General features: G+C 42.0%; 15 protein-coding genes and 4 tRNA genes. 7 read left to right on the forward strand and 12 right to left on the reverse strand.

Features of this window, described 5'->3' with window-relative positions:
* The first annotated feature begins 337 nt into the window (after window positions 1–337).
* The 3 genes from E0H82_RS06425 to E0H82_RS06435 are packed head-to-tail and all read left to right on the forward strand — an operon-like array spanning window position 338 to window position 2,500.
* Complete coding sequence (locus E0H82_RS06425; RefSeq protein ID WP_228258632.1) at window positions 338–790, forward strand: YfiR family protein; 453 nt, start codon at window positions 338–340, stop codon at window positions 788–790.
* Window positions 791–792: 2 nt separating this feature from the next.
* The gene (locus E0H82_RS06430) at window positions 793–2,004 is read left to right on the forward strand and encodes a sensor domain-containing diguanylate cyclase (RefSeq protein WP_131263886.1); all 1,212 of its coding nucleotides are present in this window, start codon (window positions 793–795) and stop codon (window positions 2,002–2,004) included.
* 10 nt (window positions 2,005–2,014) lie between these two features.
* Window positions 2,015–2,500: an OmpA family protein gene (locus tag E0H82_RS06435; protein ID WP_131263887.1), complete on the forward strand. Its 486-nt coding sequence runs from the start codon at window positions 2,015–2,017 to the stop codon at window positions 2,498–2,500.
* Between the two features lie 250 nt (window positions 2,501–2,750).
* Here the strand turns inward: E0H82_RS06435 and E0H82_RS06440 are convergent.
* The 8 genes from E0H82_RS06440 to secA form a co-directional block, all read right to left on the reverse strand.
* Window positions 2,751–2,827, reverse strand: a tRNA-Pro gene (locus tag E0H82_RS06440).
* Between the two features lie 4 nt (window positions 2,828–2,831).
* Window positions 2,832–2,907: transfer RNA gene (locus E0H82_RS06445), tRNA-His, on the reverse strand.
* Window positions 2,908–2,940: 33 nt separating this feature from the next.
* Window positions 2,941–3,017: transfer RNA gene (locus E0H82_RS06450), tRNA-Arg, on the reverse strand.
* A gap of 45 nt (window positions 3,018–3,062) precedes the next feature.
* A tRNA-Pro gene (locus E0H82_RS06455) sits at window positions 3,063–3,139 on the reverse strand.
* A 154-nt stretch (window positions 3,140–3,293) separates the two neighbouring features.
* On the reverse strand, window positions 3,294–4,361 hold the full coding sequence (nadA, locus tag E0H82_RS06460; RefSeq protein ID WP_131263888.1) for a quinolinate synthase NadA: 1,068 nt from the start codon (window positions 4,359–4,361) through the stop codon (window positions 3,294–3,296).
* Window positions 4,362–4,509: 148 nt separating this feature from the next.
* Complete coding sequence (gene argJ, locus E0H82_RS06465) at window positions 4,510–5,730, reverse strand: bifunctional glutamate N-acetyltransferase/amino-acid acetyltransferase ArgJ (RefSeq protein ID WP_131263889.1); 1,221 nt, start codon at window positions 5,728–5,730, stop codon at window positions 4,510–4,512.
* A gap of 219 nt (window positions 5,731–5,949) precedes the next feature.
* Window positions 5,950–6,306 (reverse strand): hypothetical protein, encoded by a 357-nt coding sequence (locus E0H82_RS06470; protein ID WP_131263890.1) that lies wholly within the window; start codon window positions 6,304–6,306, stop codon window positions 5,950–5,952.
* Window positions 6,307–6,482: 176 nt separating this feature from the next.
* Window positions 6,483–9,215, reverse strand: a complete 2,733-nt coding sequence (gene secA, locus E0H82_RS06475) for a preprotein translocase subunit SecA (protein ID WP_131263891.1) — start codon at window positions 9,213–9,215, stop codon at window positions 6,483–6,485.
* Window positions 9,216–9,550: 335 nt separating this feature from the next.
* Between secA and E0H82_RS06480 the strand changes: the two genes are divergently transcribed.
* From E0H82_RS06480 to E0H82_RS06490, 3 genes are all read left to right on the forward strand, one after another.
* Complete coding sequence (locus tag E0H82_RS06480; protein ID WP_131263892.1) at window positions 9,551–10,192, forward strand: peroxiredoxin; 642 nt, start codon at window positions 9,551–9,553, stop codon at window positions 10,190–10,192.
* Window positions 10,193–10,330: 138 nt separating this feature from the next.
* Window positions 10,331–11,143, forward strand: a complete 813-nt coding sequence (locus E0H82_RS06485; RefSeq protein WP_131263893.1) for an MBL fold metallo-hydrolase — start codon at window positions 10,331–10,333, stop codon at window positions 11,141–11,143.
* Window positions 11,140–11,730 (forward strand): dual specificity protein phosphatase family protein, encoded by a 591-nt coding sequence (locus E0H82_RS06490; protein ID WP_131263894.1) that lies wholly within the window; start codon window positions 11,140–11,142, stop codon window positions 11,728–11,730. Before E0H82_RS06485 ends, E0H82_RS06490 begins: the two co-directional genes overlap by 4 nt.
* A gap of 17 nt (window positions 11,731–11,747) precedes the next feature.
* Here E0H82_RS06490 and E0H82_RS06495 read toward each other — a convergent pair whose 3' ends face one another.
* The 4 genes from E0H82_RS06495 to trpA are packed head-to-tail and all read right to left on the reverse strand — an operon-like array spanning window position 11,748 to window position 15,746.
* Window positions 11,748–12,776 carry an SPOR domain-containing protein gene (locus E0H82_RS06495; protein ID WP_171458266.1) on the reverse strand — a complete coding sequence of 343 codons (1,029 nt, stop codon included), beginning with the start codon at window positions 12,774–12,776 and terminating at the stop codon, window positions 11,748–11,750.
* On the reverse strand, window positions 12,767–14,053 hold the full coding sequence (gene folC / locus E0H82_RS06500) for a bifunctional tetrahydrofolate synthase/dihydrofolate synthase (RefSeq protein ID WP_131263896.1): 1,287 nt from the start codon (window positions 14,051–14,053) through the stop codon (window positions 12,767–12,769). Before folC ends, E0H82_RS06495 begins: the two co-directional genes overlap by 10 nt.
* A complete protein-coding gene (gene accD, locus E0H82_RS06505) occupies window positions 14,050–14,946 on the reverse strand; it encodes an acetyl-CoA carboxylase, carboxyltransferase subunit beta (RefSeq protein WP_116761552.1) in 897 nt (298 codons plus the stop codon). The genes folC and accD overlap by 4 nt, the downstream gene beginning before the upstream one ends.
* Complete coding sequence (gene trpA, locus E0H82_RS06510) at window positions 14,943–15,746, reverse strand: tryptophan synthase subunit alpha (protein ID WP_131263897.1); 804 nt, start codon at window positions 15,744–15,746, stop codon at window positions 14,943–14,945. The genes accD and trpA overlap by 4 nt, the downstream gene beginning before the upstream one ends.
* 362 nt (window positions 15,747–16,108) lie before the next feature.
* Between trpA and E0H82_RS06515 the strand changes: the two genes are divergently transcribed.
* Complete coding sequence (locus E0H82_RS06515) at window positions 16,109–17,446, forward strand: Na+/H+ antiporter NhaC family protein (protein ID WP_131263898.1); 1,338 nt, start codon at window positions 16,109–16,111, stop codon at window positions 17,444–17,446.
* The last annotated feature ends 40 nt before the right edge of the window (window positions 17,447–17,486 follow it).

The raw sequence follows: 17,486 nt of genomic DNA on the forward strand, positions 1-17,486 counted from the left end.
TTTTGTTAATTATTTTTAAACTTATTCAAGACTTCTAGATTCTACCGCTTGGGCTAAATCCTTGTTTCTCAACAAGTTTTAATCAACATCACCGCCGATGGATGTGCATTCTACAGCATTTCTAATCCCTTGCAATACCCTTTTTAGAATTAATTAAACAAGCGTTCTTTTTTTAATCAAATCTTGTAGTTTCTAGCTTCCAAACCTCGAATAAGAGAACTATTTTTATTCACTACTTTTAGCTACAATCATCAACTTATTTCACCTATTAATTAAATTACTTGAAATGGTTAACACTAAAATAAGGGTTTATGTATTTATTTTCATCACTGCATTGATGTCAAAGCCTGTATATGCCGTTTCTACACATAATATGTTTATTATCACGCTGTCTATTTTAAGTTATGCAAAATGGAATACCCCCACTCCAGCTTTATGCGTAATTGATAATCCAAACTATGCCTTACAATTTAACCAAGCCATTCGCTTACAAGGTTATCATTACAAAATTTCATCTATTCGTTTAAATGAATTAGATAAGTCTTCGTGTAATGCCATTTTTTTATCTACATTTTCACCACAAGAAGAACAGAAAATTATTCACAGTCAAAGACAGGATCCTCCCCTCTCTTTTAGTTCGACCAACCAAGCCTGTGAAATTGGTAGCGCCTTCTGCCTTTACACACGTAATAACAACACCTCATTTAAAGTGAATTTAGATAGTTTAAGTCAATCCAAAGTACGGGTTGATCCACGGGTGTTATTGCTTGCGAAAGCGACGGAGCAATAAGAATGGCTAAATTTTCCCACATGACCTCCCTACAATCTCTGTTTAAACGCTCACAACTGGCGATGTTTGCTTTAACTTTTTCGATTTGCACGCTTATTTTTATTGTCGTTTCCACCTACACCATGAACACTTATGCAAAACAAAGCTTAAATATTCTTGCTGAGTCATTGAGTGAGCGCATACAACCCGCAATGGTATTTAATGACCGCATGACCATCCAGCAAATTTTAAATAACTACACTACACAATATTCTATTCGCTCCATTCAAGTCATTGATGCATCAAAACATGAAATTGCAAACAGTAAACAAACGGTTCAATCGTTCCAAAACACTCAAAGCATTTTAGATCATTTATTTTTTCAGCAACCCATTGAAATGGCTATTCGGCATAATCAACAGTATTACGGCTCGATCGTGGTCTATGGCAGTTCACAAAGTCTGTTAGATTTTTTCTTTAAAATTTTAATTGGTTTATGTCTGGCTATTATTTTAATTTTGTTTGCGCTTCTTTGGTCCGTGCGCTCCACATACCAATATTTAATGCGCTCTATTCATCCACTAGTCTCTACTGCTCGTGAAATTAGTGAATTTAAAGCTTATCAACTACGCCTGCCACATTCCAACATCAAAGAACTACAACAACTGAATGATGTGTTTAATGAACTGTTAGATAAGATTCAAGCATCTACCCAAAAACTACGTGCGGAAAACGATGTATTGGCTCATCAAGCATTACACGATCAGCTTACACAACTGCCTAACCGTCATTATTTTTATCAAACACTCTTGGCTAGCTTTGAACAATCACCCAAAACCACCTCTGCATTATTTTTCATTGACAATAATAACTTTAAAGAAATCAACGATAAATATGGTCATTTGGCGGGTGATGCAGTATTACAGGAAATGGCGAAGCGTTTGCAAAACAGCTTAAGACAAGATGATTTTATTGCACGACTGGGTGGAGATGAATTTGCCATTCTCATCCGCAACATCTCCAAGACCGAGCACCTCACCAAAATTAGTGAAAATTTATTGAAATGCTGTGAACAACCGCTTCATTTTGACCAGCATCAGATTTATTTCAGCTTCTCTATCGGGATTGCTTCAACCGAGCAAGCACATAGTCCTGAAGATCTCATCACTGCCGCCGATAGCGCAATGTATAAAGCAAAAACATTGCAACAAGGCTGGTACTTCTCTCTACGTTAGGAACTTTACAATGGTAACCTTTTCCCGCCCTATTAAACTCGCACTCATTCTATTGCTCAGTAGCGTTTTGAGTGCATGTGCCAGTTGGGGACATTTAAACTATAAGCAAGCTCGCATGCTTAAAAAAGAGGGCTTCGTATTAACAGATGAAGGCTGGAGTTTACGCTTGCCAGAGCGTCTATTGTTTGGTTTTGACAGCTATGAAATTAAAACTGAGCAAACTCACGAACTCACGCGCCTTTCAACCCAATTACAAAAATATAAGCTCAATAAAATTAAGATTGTCGGTCATACCGATGATATTGGCGATAGCACTTACAATCAAATTTTGTCAGAAAAACGCGCGACCAGTGTATCTACAATTTTCCTTCAAACAGGTTTTCAACCCAACAACCTTCACACTATTGGACGTGGTTCTTCACAGCCCCTTGTAGAAAATAGCTCTGATGAAAATCGTGCAACCAACCGTCGCGTAAATATTATTATTATCCCTTAAGACTTGAATAGCTAAACTGTATTCGAGTTATAAAATAACTTACAAACTTATCAACGCTTATAATATTTCAGGTTGTCTAGCAATTTACGAAGACAACCTTTTTTTGATTTAAAAAACTAAAGATAAAACAAGGGAATTTCGCTAGCAAGCGTGATTATACGAATCTAAGAAGATATCATGTTGGATAGCTAAATTTCAGACATAAAAAAACCGCTTAACGCGGCATCTTTATCTCGACCATTTTAATAAATGGTCGGAGCAGTAGGATTCGAACCTACGACCCCCTGGTCCCAAACCAGGTGCACTACCAGGCTGTGCTATGCTCCGAAATTGGGGTGAATGACGGGATTCGAACCCGCGACAACTGGAATCACAATCCAGGGCTCTACCAACTGAGCTACATCCACCACTATATAGTTCTACAATATCAAGCTACCAAATGGCGCGCCTGACAGGATTCGAACCTGTGACCATCCGCTTAGAAGGCGGATGCTCTATCCAACTGAGCTACAGGCGCATGACCGATGATACTAATATCATATGATACTTTGCCTTGAAGAATTGGTCGGAGCAGTAGGATTCGAACCTACGACCCCCTGGTCCCAAACCAGGTGCACTACCAGGCTGTGCTATGCTCCGATTCATCTCAGCTTTTACCGTATCGCACATCGTGCGGTACGGTGTGCATTCTAGGCGTGACGCCCAAGAACGTCAACACCTATATTTAAAAAAAGTTAAAAAAACACATCAACCGTATAAATATCAAGCATTTCTGATATTTTTTATACAAATTTTAACGTTTTAAGCTCGCACTGAAGTTAAGCATACGATCTAAAGGTAATTTAGCGCGTTCCGCCAAAGCTGGATCAACATGAATTTCCTGATCGCCTCGCTGTAATACTTGCAAAATACCATCCAATTCATTCATAGCCATCCAAGGACAATGTGCACAAGAACGACATGTCGCGCCCTCACCTGCTGTCGGTGCTTCAACTAAAATTTTATTGGGTACCGCTTGTTGCATCTTGTAGAAAATACCGCGATCTGTCGCCACGATTAAACGCTCATGCGGTAAGGTCTGTGCAGCTTTAATCAGTTGAGAAGTACTACCAACGGCGTCTGCAATATCAACCACAGACTCTGGTGATTCAGGATGAACCAAAACTGCTGCATCTGGATAGAGTGCTTTCATATTGGCAATACCACGTGCACGGAATTCTTCATGTACGATACATGCGCCATCCCAAAGTAGCATATCTGCACCCGTTTTCTTTTGAATATAGCGCCCCAAGTGCTGATCTGGTGCCCAAATGATCTTCTGACCCAAGCTATCCAAGTGCTCAATAATCTCAACAGCACAACTAGAAGTCACGACCCAATCTGCACGTGCTTTTACAGCAGCAGAAGTATTGGCATAGACCACGACAGTATGATCAGGATGCTGGTCACAGAACGCTGTAAATTCATCTACAGGGCAACCTAAATCGAGTGAGCAAGTTGCTTCTAGCGTCGGCATGAGTACCGTTTTTTCTGGCGAGAGAATTTTTGCTGTTTCTCCCATGAATTTCACACCAGCCACAACTAAAGTTGAGGCAGGATGATCACGACCAAAGCGAGCCATTTCCAAGGAATCTGATACACAACCGCCGGTTAATTCTGCCAATTCCTGTACTTCAGGATCGCAGTAATAATGCGCGACAAGAACCGCATCACGTTTTTTTAATTCCGCTCTGATTTGTTCAAATTTTTCCTGTTTAGCTTGCTCAGTCCAATGATTGTCTTTTGGCTCGCCTAAACGGTCTAAATGCGCCTGCACAATCGATTTTGCGTCATTGGCAATTAAATTGGTCGCATCATTCATAAAAACGTCTTCTCTATCCCAGCTGCTTGTTCACAAGCGGTGCATCCATAACACGGTCAATTTGGCATTGTGCCGAATTGACCAGTCATTCAAAACTTTACTTGGTAAAAAAGCCTCACAACGGAGGCTTTTCTTCACTCAAATGCCATTAAGAACGGTAATCCGCATTAATTTTGACATAGTCATAAGATAAATCACAGGTATAGACCGTGTCCTTCGCTTGACCGCGACCTAAGTCCACCCGAATCGTAATCTCTGGTTGTGCCATTACGCGTGCGCCTTCGGCTTCCGTATAATCCGCTGCAGCGCCACCATCCTTACAGATTTGTACATCATCTAACCAAACCTGAATTTTTTCAACCTCTAATTTTTTTACCCCAGCATAACCAATGGCAGCCAAAATACGTCCCCAGTTTGGATCTGAAGCAAAGAATGCCGTTTTTACTAACGGAGAGTGTGCAATACTGTAGGCGACATCACAACATTCTTGCGTATCGGCACCACCTTCAACAGCTACTGTCATAAACTTTGTTGCGCCCTCACCATCACGTATGATCAGTTGTGCTAAGCGTTTCATGACACGAACGAGCACTTCAAGCACAGTTGCATAACGCGCATCTTCAGTTGATGTAATTTCAACACCACCAGCTTGACCCGTTGCGACAAAAATACAAGAGTCATTGGTGGAGGTATCTCCATCAATCGTAATGCGATTAAAGGATTGATTCACAGCAATCTGTAACAATTGTTGAACCAATGCACGTGAAATCGGTGCATCCGTCGCAACATAGCCCAACATGGTTGCCATATTGGGACGAATCATGCCAGCACCTTTAGAGATACCCGTCATGGTGTACACAACACCATCTAGTTCAAATTGCTCAGATGCCCCCTTAGGTGTTGTATCCGTAGTCATAATGCCAAATGCAGCATTTGTCCAAGCATCTTCCTGCAAACTGTCTAACGCAGGCTGTAAACCTGTAACTAAACGTGGCAATGGTAATTGCTCGCCAATTACACCCGTGGAAAAAGGTAAAATTTGTTCTGGGTTAACACCTGCCAATTTCGCCAATTGCACACAAGTTTCTTGGGCATTTTGCATTCCCAAAGTGCCAGTACCAGCATTGGCATTGCCTGTATTAATAATTAAGTAGCGCGGGTTTCCCATGGCTAAATGTGCCTTAGACACATGTACAGGTGCTGCACAGAATGCGTTCTGTGTGAAAACACCCGCAACATTTGAACCTTCGGCAAATTCAAAAATGACCAGATCACGTCGGTTCTGATAGCGAATATATGCTTCGGCCGAACCGATTTTTACCCCTTTAACCACATGCATCTGTGGCATAGTAACGTCACCCACTGCCATTTTTAAATGTCCATTTCGTTGTTCAAGTAAGTATCACAGCTTAGTAGAAATGCAGCTAAAAATCGAGGAGTTTCAGGCAATTTCCTGCGTATTCCGATTACTCAAAGCAAAATTATTTTTAGCTCAATCAAAAATAGCATGTCGTTCAATTCAATTAGGCTTGAGCTAAAACTTATACATAAAAAAAGCAGCTCGTAAGCTGCCTGTTGATATATTGACTTAGTTTGCAGCCAACTGTGTTGAACTACCTACCAGGGTCTGTTTCGCTTGTTCTTGGCTTTCCATCGAAAGTGCTGGATTTGTCGCGACAATACGAGTTGCCGTCGTTGTGGTTGCAGCACTCACGGCTGCTGTTTTTAAGATGATTGGGCGCTGTTGTGGATTTGGAAAAGCATATTTTATTCCTGTGCGCGGGCTCATTACAGTCACATTAGTATCTTGTACCGTGGCTGACGCAGTGGTTGCACCTTGAGCAGCTTGCACTTTTGCAACCGTTGTTGTTTCAGGCGTATTTGCCAGAGCCAAAGTCGGAATTGCCAAAACAGCAATGACTAAAGGTTGTAATAATTTTTTCATTATCTTTCGCTTTTCAGGTTCCAATGTGCAACTTAATACCACTTAATAATAGACACTGCAAACCTTATTCACATCTTGAAAATATTTAACTACAGTTCACACAAAAACAAAAAACCCTTGCAGTACTTCAAAAAGATAGAAGCCATACAAGGGTTTACTTTAGTCAGTTGATAAAATTAAATTTTACCGTGACACTGTTTATATTTTAAACCTGAACCACATGGACAAGGTGAGTTACGGCTTACTGGTGCAACGACATTATGATCTGCCACAGGGCTGAAACCTGAATGTTGCTCCGAAGTAACTAGCGAAGTTACTTCACCTGTTAATCCATCCACTTCATCATGCGAAAGATTCAATTGCATTGCTTCCGCTTGCGCTTGCTTCTGTGCTTCCATCGCAGCTAACTCTTCTGGCGTTGGCACATGTACACGAGATAAATCAGTCACCACATCCGTTTTAATCACAGCCAACATATTCACAAATAAGTTGAATGCTTCTTTCTTGTATTCTTGCTCAGGGTTCTTTTGTGCATAACCACGTAAGTGAATCCCTTGACGTAAATAATCCATTGCCGCCAAATGATCTTTCCAATGGCGATCTAAGGCACTCAAAACAAAATGACGCTCAAGCATGGCTGCCGATTCTGGCCCCATTTGTTCGCGACGTGAACGGTAGCGCGAAACAATCTCATGAGTAATACGATCAACCAGCGCTTCTTCATCTAAGCGACGCTCGTTTTCCAACCAATGATTGACGGGTAAATCAACGGCAAACTCTTCACGCAAAGCGCGCTCAAGTCCATCAATATCCCACTGGTCATGAATCGACTCTGGCGGAATATAGTTGGCAATCACCGCTTTCATCACTTCATGATGCATTTCTTCAACATATTCTTGCAGGGTATTTTCTGCGAGAACATCATCACGTTGTGAATAAATAATCTTACGCTGTTCATTGTTGACATCATCGTATTTCAATAGGTTCTTACGAATATCAAAGTTACGTGCTTCCACTTTACGCTGTGCATTTTCAATAGAGCGCGACACCATTTTGTGTTCAATCGCTTCGTCTTCTTGCAAGCCCATCGCACGCATCATGGCAACCACACGGTCACCCGCAAAGATACGCATCAAGTCGTCTTCAAGTGACAAGTAGAAGCGTGACACGCCTGGGTCACCTTGACGTCCCGCACGACCACGCAACTGGTTATCAATACGGCGTGATTCATGGCGTTCAGAACCAATAATATGTAAACCACCTGAAGCCAAGACCATTTCATGGTTTTGTTCCCACTCTTCTTTTAAGCGAGCTTCATCTTCAGGTGTATGATTTTCAATTTTCGCGAGTTTTGCTTTCCAGTTACCACCCAAAATAATGTCGGTACCACGACCTGCCATGTTGGTCGCAATGGTTACCGCGCGTGGTGAACCTGCTTGGGCAATAATATCGGCTTCACGTTCATGCTGTTTCGCATTCAGAACTTCATGTTGAATGCCTGCTTCTTTCAGCTTTTCTGACAAGATTTCAGATGCTTCAATGGTTGCTGTACCAATCAGAATTGGTGCAACACCTGCTTCATGCACACGTTGAATTTCTTGAATAATTGCATTGTATTTGCCATTACGATTTAAATAGATTAAATCGTTTTGATCCAGACGAATCATTGGTCGATGCGTTGGAATAATGACCACATCCAAACCATAGATTTCTTTCATTTCCGCAGCTTCCGTATCTGCGGTACCAGTCATGCCTGACAATTTTTTGTATAGACGGAAATAGTTCTGGAAAGTCGTGGTTGCCAAAGTTTGGTTTTCTGGCTGAATTTCTAGGCCTTCTTTGGCTTCTACGGCTTGATGCAAACCTTCTGACCAACGGCGACCAGGCATGGTACGACCAGTATTCTCATCCACAATGATGACTTCACCTTCGTGGATGATGTAATGGACATTGCGTTGATACAAGACGTGTGCACGAATCGCGGCAGTCACATGATGTACCAAGTTAAGGTTTGATGCTGAATATAGGCTCTCACCTTCAGCCAATAAACCCATCTCAATCAATTCATTTTCAACAGTTTCAAAACCAACTTCAGTCATTTCTACCGAGCGTTGCTTTTCATCAATCCAGAAATGACCACCATCTGCGACTTTTTCTTCTTTTTGCGCGTGTAGTTTAGGTGGAATGGCATTGATCGCTGCGTAAAGTTGAGAAGAGTCATCACTTTGACCCGAGATAATCAACGGCGTACGCGCTTCATCAATTAAAATCGAATCGACTTCATCAATAATGGCATAAATCAAACCACGTTGTTTTTTCTCTGCAAGCGCAAACACCATATTGTCGCGCAAGTAGTCAAAACCAAATTCGTTATTAGTACCGTAAGTGATATCTGCACGGTAGGCATCTGCTTTTTCCATTGGATTTTGCATGGAATAAATAATCCCAATGCTTAAACCCAAGAATTCAAACAGTGGGCGGTTTAACTCGGCATCACGCTGAGCCAAATAGTCATTCACTGTGATGACATGCACGCCCTGACCACTGATCGCATTCAAATAACACGCCAGTGTGCCCATGAGAGTTTTACCCTCACCCGTACGCATTTCAGCAATTTTACCTTCATGCAGGGTAATACCACCAATCAACTGTACATCGTAATGACGCATACCCATGACACGTTTTGCCGCTTCACGACAGACAGCAAATGCTTCAGGCAATAATTTATCGAGGCTTTCACCTTTGTTATAACGTTGTTTGAATTCTTCGGTTTTTGCAGATAAGTCTGCATCGCTTAAGGCAGATATCGTCGGCTCGAGCGCATTAATCTTGTCTACGATTTTACGCATGCGTTTGAGTTCGCGCTCATTTTTGGTACCGAAGATTCCTCCGATCAGACTTGCCAACATGAATAGACTCTCTAAATCTTGCTTGTCAATGAATAAATTTTTTCTCAGACGTTATTATGGTGCTAGAAATTTGAAGTACAAGGGTTTTGCACAAAACCAATAAAAAAATTCTGATCACAGGTTCTAGCCACAGATCTAAGGCGAATTAATGTAACAAATTTCAGCCAAGCGATATAGAGCGTTCCTCTTGAATGGCAGGATATTTTCCAACCTTGCTGTCACTCTCTTATTCTTTATTGGCATAAGCAAATGCAAAAAAGCTATTTTTCAGAGTAAAAGAATTGCGCGATAGTCTGACTTAAATCAAATACACAAAACAATTGAGGTAAATAAAAATGTCACTACGTTTAGGCGATATCGCACCCAATTTTGAACAAGATTCGAGTGAAGGTCTGATTAATTTTTATAATTATTTAGGTGATAGTTGGGGCATTCTGTTTTCCCATCCGGCAGACTACACACCTGTATGTACGACCGAACTGGGTTACACTGCGAAGCTAAAAGATGAATTTGCACAGCGCGGAGTCAAAGCAATTGCACTGTCTGTCGATGATGTCGAATCACATCATGGCTGGATTCAGGACATTAATGAAACCCAGAATACTACAGTCAATTTCCCGATTATTGCTGATAAAGATCGTAAGGTCTCCACCCTGTACGACTTTATTCATCCCAATGCCAGTGAAACCCTGACAGTACGTTCTTTGGTGATTATCGATCCAAATAAGAAAGTCCGCCTAATCATTACTTATCCTGCATCAACAGGGCGTAACTTCCACGAGATTTTACGTGTCATTGATTCATTGCAACTGACTGATCATCATAAAGTTGCGACCCCTGCCAACTGGACACATGGCGATGATGTGGTGATTGTACCTTCTTTACAAGATGAGGATGAACTCAAACAACGCTTCCCGAAAGGTTATACCGCAGTAAAACCTTATTTGCGTCTTACTCCACAACCGAATCTAAAATAAAACATAATCTTTCCAGCCTTTATGATAAACCTGTCTGCGGACAGGTTTCTTATGCTTCACTAAGATCGACCAAGTTCTATTTGGTATTTTGACCACAGTCAGTTATAAATACAGCAAACCATTTTAAGAATAACGACTGTGATTCATAACATTCATCATTTACATTGCGGCACCATGTGCCCTGTTTGCGGCCCCTTATTTGGGCAAAAAGGATTACATGCTCATGTGATCTGTCATTGCTTACTGTTAGAAACAGACCGTGGATTGGTCTTGGTTGATACAGGTTTAGGTATGCAGGATCTCCTTCATACCAAAGCCCGTCTTGGCAACATGATTGCGCGGTTTGGAAAAATTGAAAACAATTTAGAACTGACAGCCATCGCACAAATACAAAAATTAGGCTTTAACCCTAAAGATGTGCAACATATTTTTGTCTCACATTTAGATTTTGACCATGCTGGTGGTATCTCTGATTTCCCTCAAGCGACAGTACATGTGCTGTCTTCCGAATACAATGCTACACAAAATTTGAACCACTACAAACGTAAAGCTCGCTATAAAGTCAAACAATTTCAACAACATCGTTACTGGAACTTTATTGAACCCATTGCCAACGACGACTGGTTCAACCTCAAACAGATTCGCAATTTTGATTTATTTGAAAATGACCTGTTGATGATTCCCCTCTTGGGACATACCGCAGGTCATAGTGGTATTGCTGTTCGTAATCAAGATCAATGGTTACTGTTCTGTGGAGATGCTTACTATTCACATTTACAACTCGATGGTCAGCATAAACTCAGAACCTTAAATCAAGTGGAGCAATTCTTTGCCGAAGATAATCAAGCACGTGTGGAAAATTTAACCCGCTTGCAAACCCTATCCCAAACCCACCCTGAAGTTCAACTCATCTGTGCACATGACCCTGTAGAATTGGCCCGATACCAATGAAAATTCAAACCCGTATACTTTATAGCTGCCTATGTCTCAGCACGTTAAGCTTTACTGGCTGTATGACCACAACAGCACTACCGTCCGAAGCTCGACCAACGCAATGGGGAACCCTGATCAATCAAGCTGATAATTTTTATCAAATCAGTCACGATGTCTTCCGTAGTGAACAACCCAATACAGAAATGGCCGCAGCACTCAAAGCTCATGATATTGATGTTGTGATTAATTTAAGATCGCGCCATCAAGACCCACAAAATTTGAATGCACAAACTTTTAAGTTGGTGCACATTCCTATTCATACGTGGGCTATTGATCGGGAAGATTTATTGGCTGTAATGCGCCAAATTCAATTGGCCAAAGCACAACAACAAAAAGTACTCATTCATTGTTATCACGGTTCAGATCGTACAGGTGCCAGTATTGCCATGTATCGAATTATCTTTGAACAATGGCGTATTGAGGACGCTTTACAAGAAATGAAATATGGGGGCTATGGTTTCCATCCCATTTGGCAAAACATCGAAAATTTATTTACCCCTGAAAACGTAAAATGGATTCAAGAGCAACTCTCGAATCCATCTTAAAGCATGGCTGAAATGAACTAACGACGGTCTAAGGGTACCCAATCAATGACCCATGCGGACTTCATATTTAAGCTCGCATCGGTGGTAATCTTTTTACGGGTTACGTCTGCAACATCTCGACTTTTGGCAGGCCCAACCATAATTCGAATACCTTTCGATGTTGGACTTTGTACCACTTTGTAGCCTTTCGCCTTTAACTTGGAAATTACGCTATCAGCATTGGCAGCATTGGCAGCCAGTGCCACTTGAACCATCCACTGCTTATCACCATTTTCGAGTAAGTCTCTTGCCTTGTCGGCTTCAGCTTTCTTCTTGGCATCTTCTTTGCGTTTCGCTTCAGCTTCGCGCAATTTCTTTTCTTCAGCAGCTTTGGCTGCTACTTGACGCTCTTGATCTGCTTTACGCTGCGCCTCTAATTTACGTTGAGCTTCCGCTTCACGTAATTTTTTATCCTCAGCAGCTTTCGCAAGCGCCTTACGCTCTTCATCCGCCTTACGTTGAGCTTCTGCCTTTAAACGCTCTTCATTACGTTTTTTATCAGCTTCAGACGATTGTGATGCCTTCTGCTGATCTAGCTTCTTTTGTGCAGCAAGCTTTTCCTCCGCTAAGCGCTTTTGCTTGGCTTTTTCATCTTCAACCAATTCGGGCGGAATGTTATCTGAACTTTGTTGTGCACCCGTTCGTGCAGCATTTAATGCTGCATATTCTTCGGCTGCTTTACGTGCGGCATCGGCTTCTGCCTGCTGTTGCTGTGCGAGAAACTCCGCTGCACGGGCTTCCTGCTCTGCTACGGCCTTTTCACGGGCACGGCGTTGCTCTTCAAGCAAACGCTTTTCCGTTTCAACATCAACAGTGAGACCTTGCAGTTGCACCATGCCACTGTCTGGTTTGACATTCTGTTGCTGAACTTGCTCGACCAATTCAGGGTGTTTGATGTTATTTTGATGTATTTCTTCTTTACCTTTCAGAAGCAAGGCTGCCAATAAAACACCACCACCTAATAAAACAACGCCACCCATCCAGCGTTGTTTGTTATTCATTGACATTCTTCCAAATACTCCCAGACCGCTTCCAAGGTATGAAATGATCCACATACCAAAATCAGCTGATTATTTTTAGATTCATCGAGGGCTGATTGGAAAGCTAATTGAACATTAGTGAAATGCTGTACTGTCTGTTGTTGTAATGCGTCATCGAGTTGAGCAATTTCCGCAGCTCGCGGCACCGTTAATGGTGCAATTTTCCACATTAAAATACTATTTTTCAATGACTCAACCACAGATTTAATATCTTTATCGGCCAACATTGAAAAAACAGCAACCACTTCTGTGTATTGTTTATTGTATTTTAGGAAATTTCGCAATTGCTTTAACAAAAAATCAACGCCATGTGGATTATGTCCCGCATCAAAAATGACGGTTTTATCGGCAATTTGACGAATTTCAAAACGTCCAGACAGCTGCGCCTGCTGAATTCCCTGTGCAATAGCTTCTTGTCGAATCTCTAAACCACTCAACAAAACAGCAGCAACAGCGGTGGAAATATTTTCCAGTGCCAAACGCCCGAGTGGTAATTTTAAGGTGGTGCCAGAGGATGCAAATAACCAATGTTGTCCATCTGCACTCGGCTGATAAAAATAATCACGTTCAGCGACAAAAAGAGGAGCATTACACTCTTGTGTTTTTTTCGCAATCGCTGCTGGCAAACTTTGCAGTCCAGCAAAAATTACAGGAATATTGGGGCGAATAATGCCTGCCTTTTCATAGGCAATTTTTTCGATGGTATCACCGAGCCAATCGGTATGATCTAGACCAATATTGGTAATGACTGCGACATCTGGATCAATTACATTGACCACATCCAAACGTCCACCCAAACCCACCTCAAGCACCCAGACATCACAAGCTTGCTGTTTAAAAATCAAGAAAGCGGCCAAAGTGGTCGCTTCAAAGAAAGATAAACTCAAATTGCATGCACGACGTGCTTGATCGACCAGTACAAAAGCCTCAATCAGACTTTGGTCATCTACTTCCTGACCTGCAAGTTTGACACGTTCATTAAATCGATAAATATGCGGTGACTGATAGAGTCCAACCTTATAGCCTTGAGCATTTAAAATTGCTGCCAAGGTGGTTGTGGTTGAACCTTTGCCATTGGTGCCAGCAACCGTAATCACTTTCGCTTTTGGTTGGGTTACACCAAGCATTTCAGCGACGGGAACGACGCGTTCTAAACCTAAATCAATTCCCGTAACGTGAACATGGCCCCAATACGAGAGCCATGTGTCTAAATTATCTTGTACAAGTGGTGCAGTATGGTTCAAGGTAAATTCATCAATTTAGTCACAATGCGATATACAGTATCACGTAATGCATGACGATGAACGATTTGATCGACTACACCATGATCAAGCAGGTATTCAGCACGTTGGAACGGTTCTTCCAATTTCTCACGTACTGTTTGCTCAATCACACGTTTACCCGCAAAACCAATCATTGCTTTCGGCTCTGCAATATGCACATCACCCAACATAGCTAATGAAGCGGTTACACCACCATATACTGGATGTGTTAATACCACGATGTACGGTAAGCCTGCTTCTTTTACACGTTGAATCGCTGCTGATGTACGTGCCATTTGCATTAAAGACAACATGCCTTCTTGCATACGTGCGCCACCCGATGCGGCAAAACAAATGAATGGCTGTTTAAGTGCAATTGCGCGTTCAGCTGCTTGTACAAAACGATCGCCAACAACCGTACCCATTGAACCGCCCATAAAGTCGAATTCAAAAGCGCATGCAGTCATTGCTACATCTTTCAATGTACCTTGCATCACGATTAAAGCTTCAGACTCACCTGTTTTCTTTTGTGCTTCAACCATACGTTCTGGGTAAGGCTTACTGTCAACAAATTTAAGTGGATCTTTGGCAACAAATTCTTGACCCAATTCAGTTTTAACTTGGTCAAAGAACCATGTTAGACGATCACGCGCTTTCATGCGTAAATGCTCGTCACATTGTGGGCAGACATAAGCATTGAATGTCATTGCGGTGCGTGTCACCAATGCATGACATTCAGGACATTCAACTGTTGGTTCTGTAAACGTTGCTTTGAGTGCTTGTTGCTCATCGGGAACTTCAATGCCTGGAACGCCACGTTCAGTCCACGGTGTCGATGGGCTAAGAATTTTCCCTGATTTCACTTCTTGATTCATACTAACTCATCGAGCGCTGCTCGAAGCTCCTTGACTTTATTAACCGTTTCAACAACGGCTTGTTCTGGTGCCAAGCTTGCAAATTGTTTTACAAATGCACTGCCGACAATCACAGCATCAGCCACACCACCCATTGCTTTCGCAGAAGCAGCATCGCTAATACCAAAACCGACACCAACAGGAATATCTGTCTCTGCTTTAATTTTTTGGATCCGTGTTGCAGCTTCAGACGTATCTAAAGTTGCTGCACCTGTTACCCCTTTCAAAGATACATAATAGATAAATCCACTGGCCTGCTTTACTACATGACGAATACGTTCATCCGTAGAAGTTGGCGCAAGTAAGAAAATTTGATCCATTTGATACTTTTTCAGGACATCATTCAGAGCCTGTGCTTCTTCTGGCGGTAAATCGACCAGCAAGATGCCATCCACACCACATTCGTTGGCATAGGCTACAAATTTTTCATAGCCAATCACTTCAACAGGATTTAAATATCCCATTAACACAACAGGTGTTTCTTGGTCTTTTTGACGGAACTCTTTCACCATATTCAACGCATCTAGGGTATTGGTTCCACCAGCCAAAGCACGCTCAGCGGCTAAAGCAATGACAGGACCATCCGCCATAGGGTCTGAAAATGGCAGTCCAAGTTCAATAACATCTACGCCCGCCTCAACCATTTGATGTAACAAAGGTACTGTTACTTGTGGATGAGGATCTCCAGCCATCACATAGGAAACTAGCGCTTTACGCTGTTGAGATTTAAGTTGTCCAAAACGAGTGGCTAAACGTGACATAGGGTTGTACTTTCCTTGAATTATTTAAAACTGAGGAGTTGGTTTTGTAGAAATACAAGACAACGCATTGTAACGCTATTTTTTACACCTTGAATAGAGTTCATGCGCTTCCTTTGAATTTCATACGACATCACCTGATTCAGAACAACCCGAAAGCTACATTTACTAATATTTAGCGAGTTTTCTCAATGATCAAAGATGCCTAATTTTCGCTTTTATGTAGACCGCACCAACTCTAGAAAATGGCAATTCCATTAGCAAAGTCAACGAAATTCAGCTGCTCAGGTTTTACATTTTAAATTTTTAGAAATGATCAAAGCTCCATTATACTACGCACACTTATTCGCTGTTTTCTAACTTTTATGACCTCCGACCGACAGGGTAAAGTGCAAGCCCGAGCGCTTGCACTGCTCCCCCTTATTGTTTTTTTGGCTATCTTTTTGGGTAGCGGAATTTATCATTCCCTGATTGGCACTGAATTTGCCTTTTATCAAATTAAAGCACCTGTGGCTGCGCTCCCCGCTGTAATACTGGCTGTACTCATTTATAAAGGCCACCTAAACCAAGCCATTGAGACTTTCCTAAAAGGTGCCAGCCACCCTAATCTGATTCTCATGTTTATGGTGTTTATGTTGGCAGGTGCCTTTGCGAGCACCAGTAGTGCGATTGGCAGTGTAGATGCGACCGTCCAACTTGGACTATCCCTTATTCCTCCTACCTTTGTTTTACCCATGCTGTTTGTCATCTCAGCCTTTATTGCAACAGCCATGGGGACTTCCATGGGCACCATTGCGGCCTGTGCACCGATTGCATTTGGCTTTGCCCAAGTAACCAATATTGAAACCGTGATGGCGATTGGTGCTGTGGTGAGTGGTGCGATGTTTGGTGACAATCTGTCTATGATTTCAGACACCACCATTGCCGCAACCAGCAGTCAAAAAGTGCAACTCCGTGATAAGTTTCGGGTCAATATTTGGATTGCAGGACCAGCGTCTATCATTACCATTCTGGTGTTTATTTTGATGAGCAAGGATTCTCAAGCCATTCAATATCAGGACTATGATTTATGGCTGATTCTTCCTTATGTTGCCGTATTTTTCTTGGCATTTAGTCGCTTGCACGTTTTAGCAGTATTAAGTATTGGCATTATAATTTCTGGTGTGGTTGGTTTAGTACAACACAGCGGCTTTACCTTACTTAAACTGAATAGCTCAATTTATGATGGCTTTGTCGGCATGTTTGAAGTGGCATTACTCTCAATGCTATTGGGCGGGCTATCCAGCATCATGCAACGTGAAGGCGGTTTAGAATGGCTCATTCAGCGGATTTATAGCCTGACACGTCTTTTAAAAATTGGACAACAACGTGCTGGCGAGCTAGGTGTCAGCTTTCTGGTGATCTTCTCGAATTTATTTGTTGCCAACAATACTGTCGCAATTATTTTATCGGGTGATATGGCCCGTGAAGTGGCACAAGAATACGGGTTAGATCCGAAACGTGTAGCTGCCCTCATGGATATTTTCTCTTGCGTGATACAAGGTTTGATCCCCTATGGTGCTCAACTGCTTTTGGCATGTTCCATCGCCAAACTCTCTCCTGTCGAACTAATTGGTCATATTTACTATTGTTGGGTCTTGGCGATTTTTGCCATTTTAGCCATCGTACTCCGCTATCCACGATTGAATCGAAAGACGATCTAGTAAGAAGCTTGCTTCATTCTGGCGGTTCACTGAACCGCCT

Source organism: Acinetobacter sp. ANC 4910 (genome assembly GCF_004331035.1).
Taxonomy (GTDB): Bacteria; Pseudomonadota; Gammaproteobacteria; order Pseudomonadales; family Moraxellaceae; genus Acinetobacter.